This is a genomic window from Burkholderia sp. S171, assembly GCF_009766085.1.
GTDB lineage: Bacteria > Pseudomonadota > Gammaproteobacteria > Burkholderiales > Burkholderiaceae > Caballeronia.
The window spans coordinates 257,980-274,956 of record NZ_LMUF01000052.1; the positions used below are offsets into that span (position 1 = coordinate 257,980).

Below are 16,977 nucleotides of genomic sequence, written 5' to 3' on the forward strand. Positions count from 1 at the left end.
AGCGCCACATGGATGCCATCTCTTACGAACGCGCCACTGATGTGAGCGCGGCAATCAAGGCGGCGCAGCAGCCGGGTGTTGCGTTTATCGGCGGCGGAACGAATTTGCTCGACCTTATGAAGGGCGGTGTCGCGCGGCCGATGAAGCTTGTCGACATCACGCACATAGCCGGCTTGAACACGGTGAGCGAACTGCCCGACGGCGGCCTGCGGATCGGCGCACTCGTTCGCAATAGCGACGCTGCAAATCACACGTGGATTCGCGAACGCTATCCGCTGCTGTCGCAGGCGTTCCTCGCGGGTGCATCGGCGCAATTGCGCAACATGGCCACCGTCGGCGGCAATCTGATGCAACGCACGCGCTGTTATTACTTCTATGACACAGGCTTTCCCCAATGCAACAAACGCACTCCGGGAAGCGGCTGTGCGGCGATAGAAGGCAACAGCCGCATCCACGCAATTTTGGGGGCGAGCGCGCAATGCATCGCGACGAATCCATCCGATATGAACGTGGCGCTCGCCGCGCTCGATGCCGTGGTTCGCGTGAACGGCCCGCAGGGTGAACGCACGATTGCGTTCGCGGAGTTTCATCGCTTACCGGGCGATCATCCTGAAGTCGATACCACGCTGCAACCCGGTGAACTGATTACGTCCGTCGATCTGCCGCCCCCGCTCTTCGCGCAGCACTCGCATTATTTGAAAGTGCGCGACCGCGCGAGCTACGCGTTCGCGCTTGTGTCCGTGGCCGCCGCATTGCAGATGGACGGCAACACCGTGAAGACGGCGCGCATTGCGCTGGGTGGCGTCGCGCACAAACCGTGGCGTGCCACAGCGACCGAGCAAGCGCTCACTGGCCAGCCGTTATCACGCGACACGTTGCGTAGCGCCGCGGCGCTCGCCGTTCGCGACGCGCGGAGTTATCGAGAGAACGGCTTCAAGATCGAGCTGGCGCAACGCGCGATTGTCCGCGCGGTATCGACTGCAGGAGGTGTGGCATGAGTGTTCTTGGACAACCGCTCGACCGCACCGACGGTCTTCTGAAAGTCACGGGCCAGGCGAAATATTCCGCCGACAACCCCGAAGCGAAGCTCGCGCACGCAGTGCTGGTGACAAGCACGATCGCCCATGGCAGGGTGGCTTCCATGGATACCGCGCGCATCCAAGCCATGCCCGGCGTGCTGTTCGTAATGACCCACGAAACCGCCATGCGCCTGCCCAATGGCGGCAAACCGAATGCCGAGCCACCGGCCGTGCGCAGATTGTCGCTCCTGCAAACCGACGAAGTGCGCTACAGCAACGAGCCGGTCGCCGTAGTCGTGGCCGATACGCTCGAACGCGCAACCGATGGCGCCCGCAAACTCCAGGCATCGATTCGTTACGAAGCCGCGACGCCGAACACGGACTATCAGCGCGCAAAAGGCTCCGCGTACCGGCCGGAAAAAATGATGGGGCGACCAATCGATACACAACGTGGCGATGTGGCCGCCGGTCTGCGTCAAGGACCTACCCGCCTCGACGTGGTCTACACGACGCCGAACGAACATCACAATCCGATGGAGCCGCACGCCACGCTTGCTCGATGGGATGGTCCAAACCTCACCCTCTACGATGCAACCCAAGGCGTCTCCGGCGCCCGCGGCGCGGTGGCGAAAACGCTCGGCATCAAGGAAGAAAACGTGCGCGTGCTCTGCCCGTTCGTCGGCGGCGGTTTCGGTTGCAAAGGCTCGGCGTGGTCGCATGTCGTGCTCGCCGCCATGGCCGCGAAGCAAACCGGCCGGCCGGTTCGCCTCGTGCTGGAGCGTCCGCAAATGTTCGGCATGGTGGGCAACCGGCCATTCACGGATCAGCACATCCAGATCTCGGCGCGCGACGACGGCACGCTCACCGGCATGCGCCATGACGTGATCTCGACTACATCGACATTCGAAGACTGGAACGAAAGCTCGGCCATCCTCACGCGCATGCTGTATGCCGTGCCGAACCAGGCGACCACGCACAAACTGGTGAAACTCGATGTCGGCACGCCGACGTTCATGCGCGCGCCGGGCGAAACGAGCGGCTCTTTCGCGCTTGAATCCGCGATGGATGAAATGGCGTACGAATTGAACATGGATCCGCTCGCGTTCAAATTAAAGAACTATGCCGAGATGGAACCGCAGGAAAAGAAGCCGTGGTCGGAGAAGTCGCTGCGCGAGTGTTATCAAATTGGCGCCGATAAATTCGGCTGGTCGCGGCGTAATCCGAAGCCGCGTTCCATGCGCGACGGCAACACGCTGATCGGTCTCGGCATGGCGACGGCAACCTATCCGGCGAACCGCAGCGAGGCATCGGCTATCGCACGCATTTTGCCGGATGGGACGGCGATGGTCGCATCGGGCACGCAGGATCTCGGCACCGGCACCTATACCGTGATGACACAAGTAGCCGCCGACGCATTGGGCTTTCCGATGGATAAGGTCGACTTCGCGCTCGGCGATTCGTCGCTGCCGCACGCGCCGGTGTCGGGCGGTTCGCAGTCGGTGGCGAGCGTGTCGCCCGCAGTGCGTGAAGCGGCGTCGCAGGCACGCGGCAAGTTGATTGCCATGGCGATAGCGGATTCGGGGTCGCCGCTAAGCGGGGGCTCCATCGACGATGTCACCGTCGACAACGGCTGGGTCATCAGCCGCGCTGACCCATCGAAGCGCGATCCAGCGGCCGCAGTGATCGCGCGCAACGGCGGCAAGCCGATTGAAGCAATGGCGACCACCAAGCCCGGCGATGAGAAACAGCAGTTCGCGTTTCACTCGTTCGGCGCGGTGTTCACGGAAGTTCACGTCGATGCCGATCTCGGCACGATCCGCGTCCCGCGCATTGTCGGGGTGTATGACGTCGGCAGCCTGCTCAACGAAAAGACCGCTCATAGCCAGTTGATGGGCGGCCTCGTGTGGGGGATCGGCTCCGCGTTGACCGAGAAGAGCGAACTCGATGCGCGTTATGGCCGCTACACGAACGCCAACCTTGCCGAGTATCACGTGCCGGTGAACGCCGATATCGGTGTGCTCGACATCACGTTGCTGGGCAAATCCGATCCGCATATCAACCCGCTTGGCGCGCGCGGGATTGGCGAGATCGGCATTACGGGGGTGGCCGGATCGATCGCGAATGCCGTGTATCACGCGACCGGCGTGCGGGTGCGCGATTTGCCGATCACGCTTGACAAAGTGATGCCAAAAACAACGGTCTGACGTTTTTGCCGGGGAAACCGAGCGGTTGCGCCACGGCGCTTGCCGCGCGGTTTTTTTTCGTGCTTGCGGCGAGCCTTGGTGCTTGTCAAAATCGACGCTTCTTACTATCAGGAAGCCGGCCATGAGTTATTCATCGAGTGCGACCGGCATTCTGCTTGCAGCCGGTTACGGTTCCCGCTTCGATCCAAGCGGTCTTCACAACAAACTTCTCGCCACGCTCCCCGACGGTACGCCGGTCGTGTTTCAGTCCGCTCGGCGATTGCTTTCCGCGGTGTCGCGGGTGGTGGCCGTGGTGCGGCCGGGGTCGGAGAAATTGGCGGAGGTGTTGAACGAAGCGGGTTGCGACGTGATGTTTTGCATCGATGCCGAGCGCGGCATGGGCGCGACGCTTGCCGCTGCAGTGCGCGCGACGCAGGACGCCGAAGGCTGGCTGGTCACGCTGGGCGATATGCCGTGGATTGAGCCGGGAACGGTCGAGGCGGTGGCGCGATCGCTGGACGGCGGGGCGTCGATTGTTGCGCCGTTTTATCGCGGGCAAAGGGGACATCCGGCGGGGTTTGGCGCCATGCATCTGGACGCGCTCAGCGCGCTCGACGGCGATGCCGGCGCGCGGGCGCTGTTTATGTCGGAGGTGGTTGAGCGCATCGACGTTGAAGATGCGAACATTTTGCGCGATGTGGATCTACCGGGGGATTTGCAATTGCACTAAATGATGTTGCTGATTGCATTCGTGCCGGGTTCGGCCCCCAAACGCCGATCCAACCCGCCGACCCAACCTTCTTCACGCGGCGATCTTGGCATCGGGCTCCCCTGCCAAAAAACACCGTCGGCTCACATCCACCAGCGTCGCTCCAAATCCCTTCAGCGCGCGAAAATCCGTGCGCGCGCTCGTCACTACCCTTGGCATAGCACTCCAGGCAATTGACGCCCCATCCGCAATCAACGCCTCCACCAGCGCCACATCCTCGCTGTGCTCGAGTGGCGCGAAGCCGCCCACCCGCACATAAGCTTGCGCCGATACCCCCATGTTCGCGCCATGAATATGCCGATGACCGTCCGCATCGGTATAAGTGCGCGCGAAATGCTCCCGCACGGCTGCTAGGTGCGGTGACCAGTCGTGGACAGCGATCACGCCACATACGGCATCGGCACGGCAATCTAGCTGCCGGACCAGCCAGTCATCGGCGACGATGCTGTCCGCGTCGGTAAACGCCAGCCAGCGCGCGCCCAGCGATAACGCGTGGCGCGCCCCCTCCGCCCTCGCCACGCCGACGTTTCGCGCATTCACGCTAAGCACGTCGGCGCCGAGCGAAGTAGCAATGGCAGAAGTCTCGTCAATACAATGATCGACGACCACGATCACGCGTACGTCCTCCCCCAGCAATTCGTAATGATTCGCTGCGCGTTTTGCCGCACTCACGCATGCCCCGATGTGCCCCGCTTCGTTATGAGCAGGAATGATGATGCCAAGCATGTGTTCTCTCCCTTCGCATTTTTGGCGTCCGGATTGCCCGGACACGGTTGCAGAAGGACACAGCAATGGCTATTCCCAGCGATTTGAAAGGTCAGCCGGTGCCTAGGCTAAATGTGGGCAAGCGAACATTGGACGGGGTTGACGGCTGGAGCGTGGGCAATACTTGGACGGCGTGGGGCGTCTGGAGTAGGCCTGCACGTGGGACGCGCAACAGCGAGTCAGTCGCGTCACACGCTCATCGAGACGGCCGCCTCACAGAGAAACGGCATCGGACGGCTCAATCGGGCATCGGAAACGTGAAATTTGTTGGCAGCCCTTAGCTGAACTTCACCGGCGCAAGGGCGTTGAGGAATTCGATCTGGACTTTTGCTTGCCCATACTGGTGCCAAGACTTGCCGGCTTCCGGTTTAACCGACGTGCTTCGCGGCGTTTCCATTGAACTGGTCTTCCGCCGACCCGGAGCCATCCTTACCTTGACGGGACTTTAGTAGCCCCTGTATGGATATGTCGATATTGTGGTCTATCAGGGTAAGCGCCGTACCGGCAAAGGACAGCGCAATTGACGAGAGCGCGCCAGCCGGGACGTTGTCCAATTCCGATATCTGGTCAACGGGGATCACTACACTCTTTCCGCGCGGGAAATGAATCATGATCACGGCCTGTTCCGGAAGATATTTCACACCTTCCGCAACGCTAGGGAGGGCACCGGAATGAGAGCCATGCCAAGTGCTCTGGATGGTCTCGAACGCAGTTTTAAGCTTGAACAGTGCGCCAGCCGGGCGACGCTCCAGAACAAAAAGCGTGTCGCGTCCCTCGTCGAGGTCGACAGGTTTTTCGTCGGGCGCGTTGATGATTTTCATAACTTGATCCCTACTTGCGTGCGGTCTGCCAAGTGCAACACGGTCATCCGCTCGGCGGGATCATACGTTCCCGCCTGGATGTTAACCAGCGTCCTTCCCGCCAGATTCGGCTTCACAACATACTGTTTTGCTTCATCCCATGCCTGATTTTCCATGCACGTGTTTTTTATAGCTTCCATCCAACTTTCCCTGGCCTCGGGCAAGCGATCTTTGACAATGGCGATGACGTCACTGCTCACTTGAGAAGGCACTCTGGCGGTATCTGGAATGACATCTAGCAGACTCACCCCATTGTGCCAAAACGAAAATTCAAACCGCGCGGACCAGTCACCTCCATCCAGATGCACATGCGGCGGACAATGCTCGTCTCTAGTGAGCACAGCGATGCGCCTCCCCTTATATTGACCTACTTTCATTCGTTTTATTCTCCCTTGTTAGCGCCAAGGTTGCTTACAACTATCGACGAGGTAAGCATCCGGGTGTGGTAAATATTACACACGAGACCTCGGCCCTTGATAGCTGTCCAAATGGCTAACGAGTAAAACCGCCCGAAACATTTTTTTGAGGTCCAACTGAAACAACACGTAACCTGAGTCAACTTTCCTGAAAGCTTGGCGTTAACCCGTGGACAGCGCCAATCCTGGCGACGCTTTTCAAGGCAACCGACTCCATGGCCGCCCTCCCGCTTTCAGCACTCCAGCAACGTCGACAAAAACAAGGCCACGCGGCGCTCGTCCCGAGATCCGCCGGCCAACTCAAGACGGAACACGACCGCATCGTCGGCCGCGCGAGGTTCTTTCTGTATGCGACCATCGCGCTGGCTATCGCGGGCGTAATCGCCGTGGCGATGCTGCCGTTCTCGTCTATCCCCAACGATTTCAGTTTTGGTGCCCAGGAGGTGGTCGGCGTGGCCGTGTTCGCGGCGTGCCTGTTCCTGCTGCACGAGCGCACGGAACTCACGCTCCGGCTCTACAACTACGAACCGGTCGAGCAGACCACCCAGGGCGAGCTGCGTGCGCTGTTGCATCGCGTACCGGAAGGCATCTCGTATCAAAACGCCCTCGCCGCCGACAACCGGACGTTCGTGACCGTGGAAGCGGAAGAAATTCGTCGGCGCGCCGATGCGTTCAAACCGCAAACGGAAGGTCTGGAGCCGGCAGAAAGCTGATAGTCGTGCCTGCCGTCGCATAAACCGCGGCGAAAGACGGCCAAATATCGTCGCCGTTCGCCGGGTGAAAATCCAGGTGTGAACAATCTGAAAGCCGCCGCCCCGCATTCGCGGGCCGGCGGCTTTCATTTTTATGTTCTTGCGTCGAGCCTGTTTCTTGCTGAATGAGTTCCGCCCGCGAACGCATTCTCGTCGTTCGCGCCTGTTCACCCGCGGAGCGATGCAACCATGAGCAAACAACCTCGTATCAAGCAATACGACCATCCGGCAGGTGGCTGGGGCTCAGTCAAAGCCGTTTCATCGATACTGATGCAAGAGCACGTCGCCGTGAACGGCACGCGGGTGTTGTTCAAGCAGAACAAACCGGATGGTTTTGCGTGCGTGAGCTGCTCGTGGGCTAAACCAGCCGATCCGCATCTGTTCGAGTTCTGCGAAAACGGCGCAAAAGCCACCGCGTGGGAAATCACGACCAAACGCGCGACGCCCGAGTTCTTCGACCACCACACCGTCGCCGCGCTGGAAGCCTGGAGCGATTTCGAACTCGAGTCGCAAGGCCGGCTGACCCACCCCATGCGCTACGACGCCGCGACCGATCGCTATCTGCCCATCCCGTGGCAGCAAGCCTTCGATGAAATCGGCGAAAAGCTCCGTGGCTTCGATCCGAAACGCGTGGTGTTCTATGCGTCGGGGCGCGCGTCGCTGGAAACCTCCTACATGTACGCGCTCCTTGCCCGTTTATACGGTTGCAACAACCTGCCGGACAGTTCGAACATGTGCCACGAGAGCACGTCCGTGGCGTTGCCCGACACCATCGGCGTGCCGGTCGGAACCGTGACACTCGAAGACTTCGACCACACTGATTGCCTGTTTTTCTTCGGCCACAACACCGGCACGAACGCGCCTCGCATGCTGCATCCGTTGCAGGAAGCGAGAAAACGCAATGCGCAGATCATCACGTTCAATCCATTGCGCGAACGCGGACTGGTGAGTTTTGCGAATCCGCAGTCGCCGAAGGAAATGCTTTCGACCGAGCAAACCTGCATCAGCACGCAATACCATCAGGTGAAGATCGGCGGAGACATAGCGGCGATCACGGGCATTTGCAAGTCGTTGATAGAAGCCGACGACAAAGCCCAGGCAGCGAACGCACCGCGCGTGCTGGACGCGGGTTTCATCGCGGAACATACACACGGTTTCGATGCCTTCGCTGACGCGATGCGGGCCGCGGACTGGAAAGATATCGAGTCGATGTCGGCGCTGACACGCTCCGCGCTCGAAGCGGCCGCGACCGAATATGCGCGCGCGAAGGCCGTGATCATCTTGTACGGCATGGGCATCACACAGCATCGGGAAGGCGTGCTTGCTGTACAGATGCTGACGAACCTGATGCTGCTTGGCGGCAATATCGGCAAGAAGGGAGCCGGGATCTGCCCGATTCGCGGCCACTCGAACGTGCAAGGGCAGCGTACGGTGGGCATCACCGAAAAACCTGCGCTCGTCCCCATGGACAAGCTCAAGGAGCTGTATCAATTCGAGCCGCCCCAGGAAACCGGCTTGACCACCGTGGATACCTGCGAAGCCGTCAGGGACGGTAATCTCGATGCGTTTATCGGACTCGGCGGCAATTTCGCGCGCGCGATTCCCGATCACGGCGTGATGGACCCGGCGTGGAAGCAACTGCCGCTTACCGTGCAGATTGCGACCAAACTTAACCGCAGCCATATCGTGCATGGGCGCGCGGCGTATTTGCTGCCGTGTATTGGCCGGATCGAGGTGGACCGGCAGGCGAGCGGCGAGCAGACAGTGACCGTAGAGGACAGCACCGCGTGCATTCACGCATCGAAGGGAATGGCCGATCCGGCGAGTGAACACTTGCTGTCGGAGCCGGCGATTGTCGCGGGGCTGGCGAAAGCGATCCTGCCGCCGAACCCGAATGTCCCCTGGGATGCGTGGGTAGGCAATTACGGATTAGTTCGTGATGCCATCGAGCGCACCTACCCCGAGCAGTTCAAGGATTTCAACCGGCGCATGACGCAACCCGGCGGTTTTCATCGGCCGTTGCCGGCTGCGAAACGCGAGTGGAAAACAAAGACTGGCAAGGCGAACTTCATCGTGCCGGATGGTTTCGGTGAAGATCCGGACATGGACTTTGACGGCGAACGCACGCTGCGCCTGATGACCACGCGCGGCGACAGCCAGTTCAATACGACCGTGTACTCACTCGATGACCGTTTCCGCGGCGTGTATGACACGCGTGACGTGTTGTTGATGAACCAAGCCGATATGACCCGGCTGGGCTTCGCTGAAAACGATGCGGTCACGGCAATTACAGTCTCGCGGGATGAGGTACTGCGCGAGTTGGGCGGTCTGCGCGTGCATGCGTTCGACATTCCCGCCGGGTGCGTGATGGGCTATTACCCGGAGTGCAATCGTCTGATTCCGGTGTCGCATCACGCAAAACGCAGCAAGGTGCCGGCAGCCAAGGCGATCCCTGTACGGCTACGAAAAATGGCGGCTTGAGGGTAGTCTGGAGGTGGCATGCGGGACGTGCCGGGCGTGAACGCGGCACTCCTTTAATTGTCATCGGACCACGGGACGCAGGTCATCCGTCGTGAATCGTTGCCCGCTCGGTGCCCGACGGGTTTAACGTGGGCAGTTGGAGCTTGCGGGCCTGCCTTTCAGTCCGCATGCGCCTATGCTGAAGAACAATGACATTCACTGTCGATGACAGAACAAACCGAGGCCACTCATGAACTACGTGAACCACTTGCAGTACACGAGATACGACATGCAGACCAACCCGATCCCCGACCCGCTCGCCGATCCAAACCGCGACCCCGAGGCAGACCCGCTGTCGCCGCCGTCGCCGGGGCATCGCCCCGATGAGCCGCAGCATCCCGACGCGCCGCCGGACGGGCATCCGGTTTAGTAGACCCGGTATCAACCAACGTTATGGCGCGGTTTCCTATTGCTCGCCATCGGCGACAACCATGGCAACCGCGTTGCCTTGCACAACGGGTTCCAGGGTGGGATCGAAGAAAATCTTCGTACCGCGTTGATAGTTAAACATGAACAGCACGACCGACGCAGTAGACGCCAGCAACACGCAAAACACGAACACCGCGCGATAACCCCACGTCGCCGCCACGAATCCCGACGCCACGCCCGCCAGCACGGAGCCGGTGCGCATGGTATTGAAAAACAGCGTGGTCGCCCGGGCCAGCGCGCCGGGCATCAGTTCCTGAAAGTACGACATGCCGAGACAGGATGTCACCGCGACCACAACCGCGTTAAGGATCTGTAGCGGCACGAGTACCCACAGGTTTGGCGCGAGCGCGATGCCCGCGAAATACACAATGTGCGACAGCGACGCGAACGCAATCATGTTTGCCTTGTTGATGCGCCGGGACGCGCCGCCGAGAAAAAGCATCATCGGAATCTCGGCGAACGCGCCGAGGCCGACCATCTGTGCGACATGCGCGGTCGTGCCGTGCAACTGATCGACAATCAGCACCGGCAGCATGATGGTCGCGATCGCTGAGCCCATGCCGATCAGCGTAAAACTCACGAGCGCTGCATATACGTGTGCGTTTTTGCCTTGCGGTGGAATTTCGCTGGTGGTTTTATCGGCGGCTTCAAAGGTGTCGTAGGCCTTGGGCTCGCGCATGCACAGCACGATGAAACCCGCCACCGCAAACGCGCCCGCCGCCGACAAGAACAGTCCGTTAAATCCCGACACACCTAGCACGATCGCGCCCACCGCCGGACCGAACACCCACGCGCAAGAAAGCGTGGTGCGCAACGTCGCCATCGGCAGTTCGGTATGTTCGATACCTTCCGCGTGCAGCCTCGCTTTACCGAACGTGAAAAGTTGCGGAAACACCGCCGCGCCGATGCTCAGGAAGACACAGCCGAAGATCGTCAGCAACACATAGTTGCGCGTGACGCACAGCAATGCATAACCCAGCGCCGACCCCGCGATGGACAGCAGCACGATGCGTTTTTTATCGGTCCGGCGATCGGCGATACGCCCGAGATACGTACTCACGACCACACTGCTCACCGCGGTCAGCGTCATGAAGATGCCTAACCGAACCGGCGTCATGTGCGCCTCGGTCGCGCCGAACAGTGACGTGTACGGCACCGCGAAAGAGGATGCGATGCCCGACAGGAACATCGCGAGGGAAATGCCGGGATAACCGGGAAGACGGATCAGCGCGAGAAAAGTCTTGAAGACGGCGTTCATTGAAATTCACGTTGGCGGCCAAGGTCCGTCGCGTGACGCTCCTGACGAGTGACAAAAACGACGTTCAGCGGGCACTTAAACACGCGCCCACGTTTTTTTCAATGACGTTTTCGTTTGGTTGCAGACTTAACGAAGCCTGTTCCCGGATAAACGCAACCGACTGGGTGGTTAGCAACGCAAGCGGATCGTCGCAGGTACTTTCGTGCCATTGAATGCCAGAGTCTGATCTCCGATCCACGGGTTTTTTCCAAAGGCTATCTGCTGGACAGGATGCAGGCCTCTGCTCAGGTCTAACGCAACAGAGAGGGTACCAGCGGAGCGATCTAGCCGCGTTGGTGACAAATCTTCTGCCCGCTCCAGTATCGCTATAAAGACCCTCATAAAGACCGTAAAATTCGATAAGAGTCCGCATAAGGTACTTTAAGTAAAAATCTCGAAACTTTCTCTCTGAACCGCTATAATGGCCCATATGGAGTCTACTAAACCAATTAAGAGCCCTGTTGAGGTCCGTAAAGCAAGTAAACCGCTCCCTATTCCTGTGCAGCGGTCGCTCGCGAAACTCGGCGATGACCTCAATCGCGCGCGCCGCCGCAGAGGGCTGACGCAGCAAGCGCTCGCCGCGCGCATCGGCGCGGGGCTCAACACCGTCAAGCGCATGGAGAACGGCGATCCGCACGTGCAGTTGCATTTCCTCGTGCGCGCGCTCCATTTTTTTGGTGAGCTGCAGCGGCTCAATGACCTCCTCGACAGCGGCCAGGACGATATCGGCCTCGCATTGATGGATGAAAAACTGCCGCAACGGGTGCGAACCGCCAAAAAAACCACCAAAGCATTCTGACGGCATAAGTGAATGAAAACCAAACCTGCCAGGTCCGGCAAGCCCGGCATCAGTACGGCCCTGGAGGTTTGCCTCGGGGCCGCAGGTACGCTTGCCGGCCATCTGAACTATGTCAGTCAGGGGCGGCGCGAACTGTCGCAGTTCGCTTATGACGAGGCTTGGCTGGCCAACCCCGACCGGTTTGAAGTCTCCCCCGACTTGCCCCTCGAACCTGGCTATCAGCCGCGTCGAGCACCCAACCCCGTGGACTCGGTGTTTCACTTTGCACTGGCCGACACGGCCCCTGACGCGTGGGGGCGTCGTGTCATCAACCGTATCCACGCCAAGGCGCGCAAGGACAATCCGCGCCTGCTCCCTCTGAACGAGCTCGACTATCTGTGTGCAGTGGACGACTTCAGCCGCATCGGCGCGCTTCGTCTTTGCAAGGAAGGGATCTATCTCAGGACGGTTGATGAAGGCCGGCGTACTACGCCGCCCCTGATCGAACTCGAACGCATGTTCAGGGCCACGCGCGCAGTCGAGACAACCAGGGAAACCGTCGAGGACCTGCGCTACTTGCAAGGCAAAGGCACCTCGCTCGGCGGGATGCGGCCCAAATGCACCGTACTCGATGAAAACGGCAAGCTCGCCATCGGCAAGTTTCCGAGTGTCAATGACACCATCAATGTGACCCGGGGCGAAGTACTGGCGCTCAAGCTCGCGCGCCAGGCCGGCATTACGACGGCCAACGCCCGGTGCGTCACGCTCAATGACACGCCCGTCGCCATCATCGAACGGTTTGACCGGGAGGACGGCGACCTGCGCATCCCTTATCTCTCGGCTGCGTCCATGCTTCAGGCCTCGCGGCAGAATGTCCACGCCTACACCGAGATCGTCGATGTCATGCAGCAAAAGTGCTCGCATCCGGACGACGACGCGCGCGAGTTATGGCGTCGCCTGATTTTCAACCTGCTCGTCACTAACACCGACGACCATCTGCAGAACCTCGGTTTCCTGTACGACGGCAACGGCCTGTGGCGCATCTCGCCAGCGTTCGACGTAAATCCGATGCCCGGCAAGGTACGGGAGTCGAAGACCTGGCTCACTGAAGATGCGGGTCCTATCGAATCAGTCCAGATGCTTTTGGATACGTGCGCCTATTTTTCACTCTCCGATGCGCAGGCCAAGATGATTCTTGGGGAGGTCCTGGACGCGGTCATGGACTGGCGGCAAGTGGCCGTTACGCCGGACGTTGGACTTGGCGCTCAGGAGCTGGATGACTTCGAGGATGCTTTTGAGCACGCGCAAACGGATCAGGCGCGCAAGCTACTAGGCCGCGTCATGCTGCGGCCTGAGTTGGCCGACGACGCCGGGTAGCTAGCTCGGCTAGCTTGTCCATTCCCAAGCCGCTTCTCTATCTCCCACAATTGCTTACACATCTAACAAGCTGATGGTAAGCGCGCAATCCGACAGGTGCGTTGTATAGGGACGCATCCACCTTGGAGATTGCCGTGAGCGCCCATCCAAATTTGTCAGAGTCACCACGTAGCCGCATTCACCCGTTGATTGCAGCCGCCGCCGTCGCGGTCATTGTGGTCAGCAGTGTTGGCGTCGCTGCTTTGACCGGAATTCTCCCCTCGTCGAAGGCCGTTCCGGTCGCAGTGACCGGGCCCGCACTCATCGACACACAGCCCAGCGATTCCTTGAACGGGCTAAAACCCAACGTGGAGCCGCAAGCATCGAGCGCCGCGCCGACTCGTCCGGTGACTGTGACGCACCATCACCACGTCGCGCCGTCGCCGCAAAACTATGCATCGAATGAAATCAATCGCGTGCCAGCAGGACCGGCGTTCCCCGCCGCTCCTGCTGCGGACCCGTACGCCGGCCAGGTCGTTTCCATTAACGCGGTCAGGACTGCGGAGCCGACCACGGGCCTGGGTGCGTTGGGCGGCGCCGTGCTGGGTGGACTTGCCGGCACTCAGATTGGCAACGGCCGTGGGCGCACGGCCGCGACCATAGCAGGTGCGCTTGGCGGTGGACTGGCGGGCAACACGGTGGAGCATGCGGTGCACAAAGCAACCACCTACGATGTGCAGGTCCGGATGGAGGACGGCAGTTATCGCAACTTCAGTTACCAGACAGACCCGGGGCTTCAGAGCGGACAACGGGTGCATGTTTCTGGCGACTCGCTGACTGCATCGTGAGTCGCTGCGATGGCGGGGGTCGAGATGAAAACTTCGAACGTCGAACTTGGTGGCCCGATAAGCGAAACGTCGCAGCGAATGCGTTTCTTGCCCGTGGTTGAAACGGTTTTTGCAAGCATCGCTGCGACGTTAATACTCAGTAGACGACTCTGCCACAAACAGCCTTTACGCGAAGAGGCGCCTGATTCGTTGCCAGAACGCGAGACGGTGCGGGGTCGGGACGTCGATCGACAATTCTTCGTCCGGATGGTAGTGAACCTCCTGAACCTGCCGAACCTGCGAGACCAGCAGCCCGATGTACATGGTGACTCTCCCAACGTTGGACTTTTGAGTTCACGGAAAGTCGGCAGCTCGGGGTTCGAACGCGCATTCGCGCGGCGACATGGGCTTATCCGCTTCCGCTAATTAAGGGGGGGTGGCGTATAAAGATGCTGTCGTTTCTGGCATAGCCCTCCTTTTTTCCGCTTATCAGTCTTCCGTTCTATTAGCCGCCGCCGTCCGGTGGCCCACCATCTTTACACCAGCAGCTTAACGAACTAAGCATCCCAAACTATTGACCCGTCATTCAGTGCATTTGCAACGTGCATTCGAAACGCCAGTCAATGTTCGGTGAAACGTCCCATCGTCATATTCGGACGATCCGACGCAGGCGGAAACACGCACCAGCAACCGTCGTCGTGCCGAAAGAAAAGCAGCGCGCGCGATCCAAGCGGCAATGCGGTTTCTACACACACATACCGCCTTCCGCCCAAGCGGGTGCGGCTGAACTCGGTGACACGAACGGGTGCCGAGAGGGCGGGCGCCAGCCATTTATCGACTTGCGTACGTAGCGAATATTCATGCGTGGATTTCATGTGCTGCTCCGGCAAACGACTCTTGCTCGACTCCGTTTCGCACGGGCTCGACGCTGTCCGCGGTCCGCCCCGTTTCTTCATCCGGGCTTTGAGCCATGGTCCTGCTGACTGCCGACGCCCTCAGTGCGCTGCACCGCGCCAAATAACTTAAATCTGCAAGTTGAGCAACAAGTTGCCTAGCTGTCCTGCGCTTCATGACACACCTCCCGCACTGCAACCTGAACTTGATAAAACACTTTAACTCTATGCCTGGATCGCCCGTTTGGGCGGGTTGTCGGCAAAATCGCAACACTTTGTCGCAAAGGGGGAAAGCGCCGGGTTAATCGGCACAGCTTTGTAACGGCTGTTTAAATCAGCGGCGGCTCGCCATGTTTGTTTATCGGCACGGGGAGATTCGGACTTGAGCGTCGGCGATTAATGCCGCTGACGTTTTTTCAGATGGGTGAGATCGCCGCGCGTGCCATCGACCAATTGCTGTGGCTCGATCTATTTTTCAGGGCAGTGGCTGCGGCCGTTCAAACAGGGAATGAACGCGCGCTCGTTGCGCTGTGATCGCAGGATTTCTCGCGTTAGCCCGGTAATAACGATAGTGATGGAACACGTTTGATCGCTCGCAGACGAGCGATCAGCGGAAATTCAGAATTATCTGAAACCTTATTTATAAGTCATCCGAAATAAAATTTCGTGATCGTAACAGATAACGCCTCGATTATCGAACGGACGAAATTTGACACTCCAATCTCTCGCTTTTCTACCTTTGTTGTACTAAGTGTATGCCCTCTAAATCAAACCATCCCCTAACCTTCTAAACCGGGCGTTTATATGATTAAAAAACTTGCAGCGATTATCCCGATCATGGCCACCGCCGCCATGGCGCATGCCCAGAGCGCGGTCACGTTATACGGAATCCTGGAGGACGGTGCCGATATAGTGAGCAACGTGCAGGGAAACCATCTGGTCCAGCTTGCATCCGGTGTGACCGCGGGTAGCCGCTGGGGCGTGCGCGGCACCGAGGACCTGGGGGGCGGCCTTTCAACCGTCTTCCGCCTCGAAAGCGGCTTCAATATCAACTCGGGAAACCTGGGCAGCGGTCTCGCATTCTCACGTAACGCCTATGTGGGTCTTCAAAGCGAGCAGGCCGGCACAGTCACACTCGGACGCCAATGGGACTCGATTGTAGACTTCGTCGAACCCTATACGCTGAACGGCAATATCGGTGGCTATTACTTCGCCCATCCCAACGATATGGACAACACCGACAACGGTTTTCCCATCTCGAATGCAATCAAATATCGCAGCCCCACTTTCGCCGGGTTCACCTTTGGCGGACTGTATTCGTTAGGCGGTATCGCCGGGCAGTTCTCGAATAACTCCACGTTTAGCGCAGGCGCGACCTATGCAGCGGGGCCGATCAGCGCAGGCGTGGGATATTTGCGCATCAACGATCCAGGTGTCTCGACGCAGGGCTACCAGAACTATCCCGGCTTCACGAACGCGGTCTATGGCGACTTCCTGGCCGCCGCCCGCGCGCAGAAAGTGCTGGGCGTAGGGGCTTCATATCAGATCCTCGCGTCGCTACGCGTGCTAGCCGATTTCACAAATACAATTTTCCAGCAAGGCAGCGCGGGACACGATGCAACTTTCCAGAACTACGAGTTGTCGAGCCTTTATAACCCGACACCCGCAGTGACGATCGGCGCGGGTTACACCTACACCACCGGCCGTGATCATGCGACCGGCGCACAGCCCAAATACAACCAGTTCAACCTGACGGCCGAATATGCGTTGTCGAAGCGGACATCGCTGTATGTGCTGGGCGTGTTCCAGAAAGCTGCCGGCGACGCACAAGCCGCGCAGATCGCAGGCTTCAATCCTTCGAGCAATCAGAAGCAGGCGGTTGGCCGTGCGGGAATTCGCAGCACTTTCTGATTTAATGATTTGACTACTGACGGTCAATACGATGCGTATCCGGTTGCTCCATGCGGCCGCGCAAACGGATACGCGACTTAAGCATCAACGATCTTATTGTCTGATGAATAACAGACGCTTGTTTCTCTTACTACGGGTTATCCCACCCCTACATTCCGCCACCGCTATGCCGTAAAGGAGTGAGGCATAGCGTTCGGCAACG

17 protein-coding genes are annotated in these 16,977 nt (G+C 59.4%); 11 read left to right on the forward strand and 6 right to left on the reverse strand.

Annotation, left to right across the window (positions count from 1 at the left end; translation table 11 throughout):
* Nucleotides 1–8: 8 nt before the first annotated feature.
* The 3 genes from GSQ93_RS30095 to GSQ93_RS30105 all read left to right on the forward strand — a co-directional run bounded on the left by GSQ93_RS30095 (nt 9) and on the right by GSQ93_RS30105 (nt 3,932).
* A complete protein-coding gene (locus tag GSQ93_RS30095) occupies nt 9–998 on the forward strand; it encodes a xanthine dehydrogenase family protein subunit M (RefSeq protein ID WP_158939427.1) in 990 nt (329 codons plus the stop codon).
* Nucleotides 995–3,223 carry a xanthine dehydrogenase family protein molybdopterin-binding subunit gene (locus GSQ93_RS30100; protein WP_158939429.1) on the forward strand — a complete coding sequence of 743 codons (2,229 nt, stop codon included), beginning with the start codon at nt 995–997 and terminating at the stop codon, nt 3,221–3,223. Before GSQ93_RS30095 ends, GSQ93_RS30100 begins: the two co-directional genes overlap by 4 nt.
* Nucleotides 3,224–3,344: 121 nt before the next feature.
* Nucleotides 3,345–3,932 (forward strand): NTP transferase domain-containing protein, encoded by a 588-nt coding sequence (locus tag GSQ93_RS30105; RefSeq protein WP_158939431.1) that lies wholly within the window; start codon nt 3,345–3,347, stop codon nt 3,930–3,932.
* A gap of 72 nt (nt 3,933–4,004) precedes the next feature.
* Here GSQ93_RS30105 and GSQ93_RS30110 read toward each other — a convergent pair whose 3' ends face one another.
* From GSQ93_RS30110 to GSQ93_RS30120, 3 genes are all read right to left on the reverse strand, one after another.
* Complete coding sequence (locus GSQ93_RS30110; RefSeq protein WP_158939433.1) at nt 4,005–4,697, reverse strand: glycosyltransferase family 2 protein; 693 nt, start codon at nt 4,695–4,697, stop codon at nt 4,005–4,007.
* A 407-nt stretch (nt 4,698–5,104) separates the two neighbouring features.
* On the reverse strand, nt 5,105–5,557 hold the full coding sequence (locus GSQ93_RS30115) for a DUF2442 domain-containing protein (protein WP_158939435.1): 453 nt from the start codon (nt 5,555–5,557) through the stop codon (nt 5,105–5,107).
* A complete protein-coding gene (locus GSQ93_RS30120) occupies nt 5,554–5,973 on the reverse strand; it encodes a DUF4160 domain-containing protein (RefSeq protein ID WP_158939437.1) in 420 nt (139 codons plus the stop codon). The genes GSQ93_RS30115 and GSQ93_RS30120 overlap by 4 nt, the downstream gene beginning before the upstream one ends.
* Nucleotides 5,974–6,227: 254 nt before the next feature.
* Between GSQ93_RS30120 and GSQ93_RS30125 the strand changes: the two genes are divergently transcribed.
* From GSQ93_RS30125 to GSQ93_RS30135, 3 genes are all read left to right on the forward strand, one after another.
* Complete coding sequence (locus GSQ93_RS30125) at nt 6,228–6,725, forward strand: hypothetical protein (RefSeq protein ID WP_158939439.1); 498 nt, start codon at nt 6,228–6,230, stop codon at nt 6,723–6,725.
* A 228-nt stretch (nt 6,726–6,953) separates the two neighbouring features.
* The gene (locus GSQ93_RS30130) at nt 6,954–9,245 is read left to right on the forward strand and encodes an FdhF/YdeP family oxidoreductase (protein ID WP_158939441.1); all 2,292 of its coding nucleotides are present in this window, start codon (nt 6,954–6,956) and stop codon (nt 9,243–9,245) included.
* Nucleotides 9,246–9,474: 229 nt separating this feature from the next.
* Nucleotides 9,475–9,654 carry a hypothetical protein gene (locus tag GSQ93_RS30135; protein ID WP_158939442.1) on the forward strand — a complete coding sequence of 60 codons (180 nt, stop codon included), beginning with the start codon at nt 9,475–9,477 and terminating at the stop codon, nt 9,652–9,654.
* Between the two features lie 36 nt (nt 9,655–9,690).
* Here the strand turns inward: GSQ93_RS30135 and GSQ93_RS30140 are convergent, their stop codons facing one another.
* Nucleotides 9,691–10,971, reverse strand: a complete 1,281-nt coding sequence (locus tag GSQ93_RS30140) for a sugar efflux transporter (RefSeq protein WP_158939444.1) — start codon at nt 10,969–10,971, stop codon at nt 9,691–9,693.
* Nucleotides 10,972–11,431: 460 nt separating this feature from the next.
* Between GSQ93_RS30140 and GSQ93_RS30145 the strand changes: the two genes are divergently transcribed.
* The 3 genes from GSQ93_RS30145 to GSQ93_RS30155 all read left to right on the forward strand — a co-directional run bounded on the left by GSQ93_RS30145 (nt 11,432) and on the right by GSQ93_RS30155 (nt 13,992).
* A complete protein-coding gene (locus tag GSQ93_RS30145) occupies nt 11,432–11,809 on the forward strand; it encodes a helix-turn-helix domain-containing protein (protein ID WP_367889791.1) in 378 nt (125 codons plus the stop codon).
* 12 nt (nt 11,810–11,821) lie between these two features.
* Complete coding sequence (locus GSQ93_RS30150; protein WP_158939446.1) at nt 11,822–13,165, forward strand: type II toxin-antitoxin system HipA family toxin; 1,344 nt, start codon at nt 11,822–11,824, stop codon at nt 13,163–13,165.
* 134 nt (nt 13,166–13,299) lie between these two features.
* Entirely contained in the window at nt 13,300–13,992 is a 693-nt protein-coding gene (locus GSQ93_RS30155) for a glycine zipper 2TM domain-containing protein (RefSeq protein WP_158939448.1), read from the forward strand.
* A gap of 165 nt (nt 13,993–14,157) precedes the next feature.
* Here the strand turns inward: GSQ93_RS30155 and GSQ93_RS30160 are convergent, their stop codons facing one another.
* A complete protein-coding gene (locus tag GSQ93_RS30160) occupies nt 14,158–14,295 on the reverse strand; it encodes a hypothetical protein (RefSeq protein WP_158939450.1) in 138 nt (45 codons plus the stop codon).
* Nucleotides 14,296–14,591: 296 nt separating this feature from the next.
* On the reverse strand, nt 14,592–14,846 hold the full coding sequence (locus GSQ93_RS30165) for a hypothetical protein (RefSeq protein WP_158939452.1): 255 nt from the start codon (nt 14,844–14,846) through the stop codon (nt 14,592–14,594).
* A 417-nt stretch (nt 14,847–15,263) separates the two neighbouring features.
* Here GSQ93_RS30165 and GSQ93_RS38565 point away from each other — a divergent pair, with 417 nt between their 5' ends.
* Together GSQ93_RS38565 and GSQ93_RS30170 are read left to right on the forward strand one after the other, a co-directional pair.
* On the forward strand, nt 15,264–15,398 hold the full coding sequence (locus tag GSQ93_RS38565) for a hypothetical protein (protein WP_301952099.1): 135 nt from the start codon (nt 15,264–15,266) through the stop codon (nt 15,396–15,398).
* Between the two features lie 273 nt (nt 15,399–15,671).
* Nucleotides 15,672–16,775: a porin gene (locus tag GSQ93_RS30170; RefSeq protein ID WP_158939857.1), complete on the forward strand. Its 1,104-nt coding sequence runs from the start codon at nt 15,672–15,674 to the stop codon at nt 16,773–16,775.
* The last annotated feature ends 202 nt before the right edge of the window (nt 16,776–16,977 follow it).

Bases quoted from the DNA above. Each gene is read 5' to 3' on its own strand.
- GSQ93_RS30095 (WP_158939427.1), top strand. From the start codon at position 9: ATGGATGCCATCTCTTACGAACGCGCCACTGATGTGAGCGCGGCAATC.
- GSQ93_RS30100 (WP_158939429.1), top strand. From the start codon at position 995: ATGAGTGTTCTTGGACAACCGCTCGACCGCACCGACGGTCTTCTGAAA.
- GSQ93_RS30105 (WP_158939431.1), top strand. From the start codon at position 3,345: ATGAGTTATTCATCGAGTGCGACCGGCATTCTGCTTGCAGCCGGTTAC.
- GSQ93_RS30110 (WP_158939433.1), bottom strand. From the start codon at position 4,697: ATGCTTGGCATCATCATTCCTGCTCATAACGAAGCGGGGCACATCGGG.
- GSQ93_RS30115 (WP_158939435.1), bottom strand. From the start codon at position 5,557: ATGAAAATCATCAACGCGCCCGACGAAAAACCTGTCGACCTCGACGAG.
- GSQ93_RS30120 (WP_158939437.1), bottom strand. From the start codon at position 5,973: ATGAAAGTAGGTCAATATAAGGGGAGGCGCATCGCTGTGCTCACTAGA.
- GSQ93_RS30125 (WP_158939439.1), top strand. From the start codon at position 6,228: ATGGCCGCCCTCCCGCTTTCAGCACTCCAGCAACGTCGACAAAAACAA.
- GSQ93_RS30130 (WP_158939441.1), top strand. From the start codon at position 6,954: ATGAGCAAACAACCTCGTATCAAGCAATACGACCATCCGGCAGGTGGC.
- GSQ93_RS30135 (WP_158939442.1), top strand. From the start codon at position 9,475: ATGAACTACGTGAACCACTTGCAGTACACGAGATACGACATGCAGACC.
- GSQ93_RS30140 (WP_158939444.1), bottom strand. From the start codon at position 10,971: ATGAACGCCGTCTTCAAGACTTTTCTCGCGCTGATCCGTCTTCCCGGT.
- GSQ93_RS30145 (WP_367889791.1), top strand. From the start codon at position 11,432: ATGGCCCATATGGAGTCTACTAAACCAATTAAGAGCCCTGTTGAGGTC.
- GSQ93_RS30150 (WP_158939446.1), top strand. From the start codon at position 11,822: ATGAAAACCAAACCTGCCAGGTCCGGCAAGCCCGGCATCAGTACGGCC.
- GSQ93_RS30160 (WP_158939450.1), bottom strand. From the start codon at position 14,295: ATGTACATCGGGCTGCTGGTCTCGCAGGTTCGGCAGGTTCAGGAGGTT.
- GSQ93_RS30165 (WP_158939452.1), bottom strand. From the start codon at position 14,846: ATGAAATCCACGCATGAATATTCGCTACGTACGCAAGTCGATAAATGG.
- GSQ93_RS38565 (WP_301952099.1), top strand. From the start codon at position 15,264: ATGCCGCTGACGTTTTTTCAGATGGGTGAGATCGCCGCGCGTGCCATC.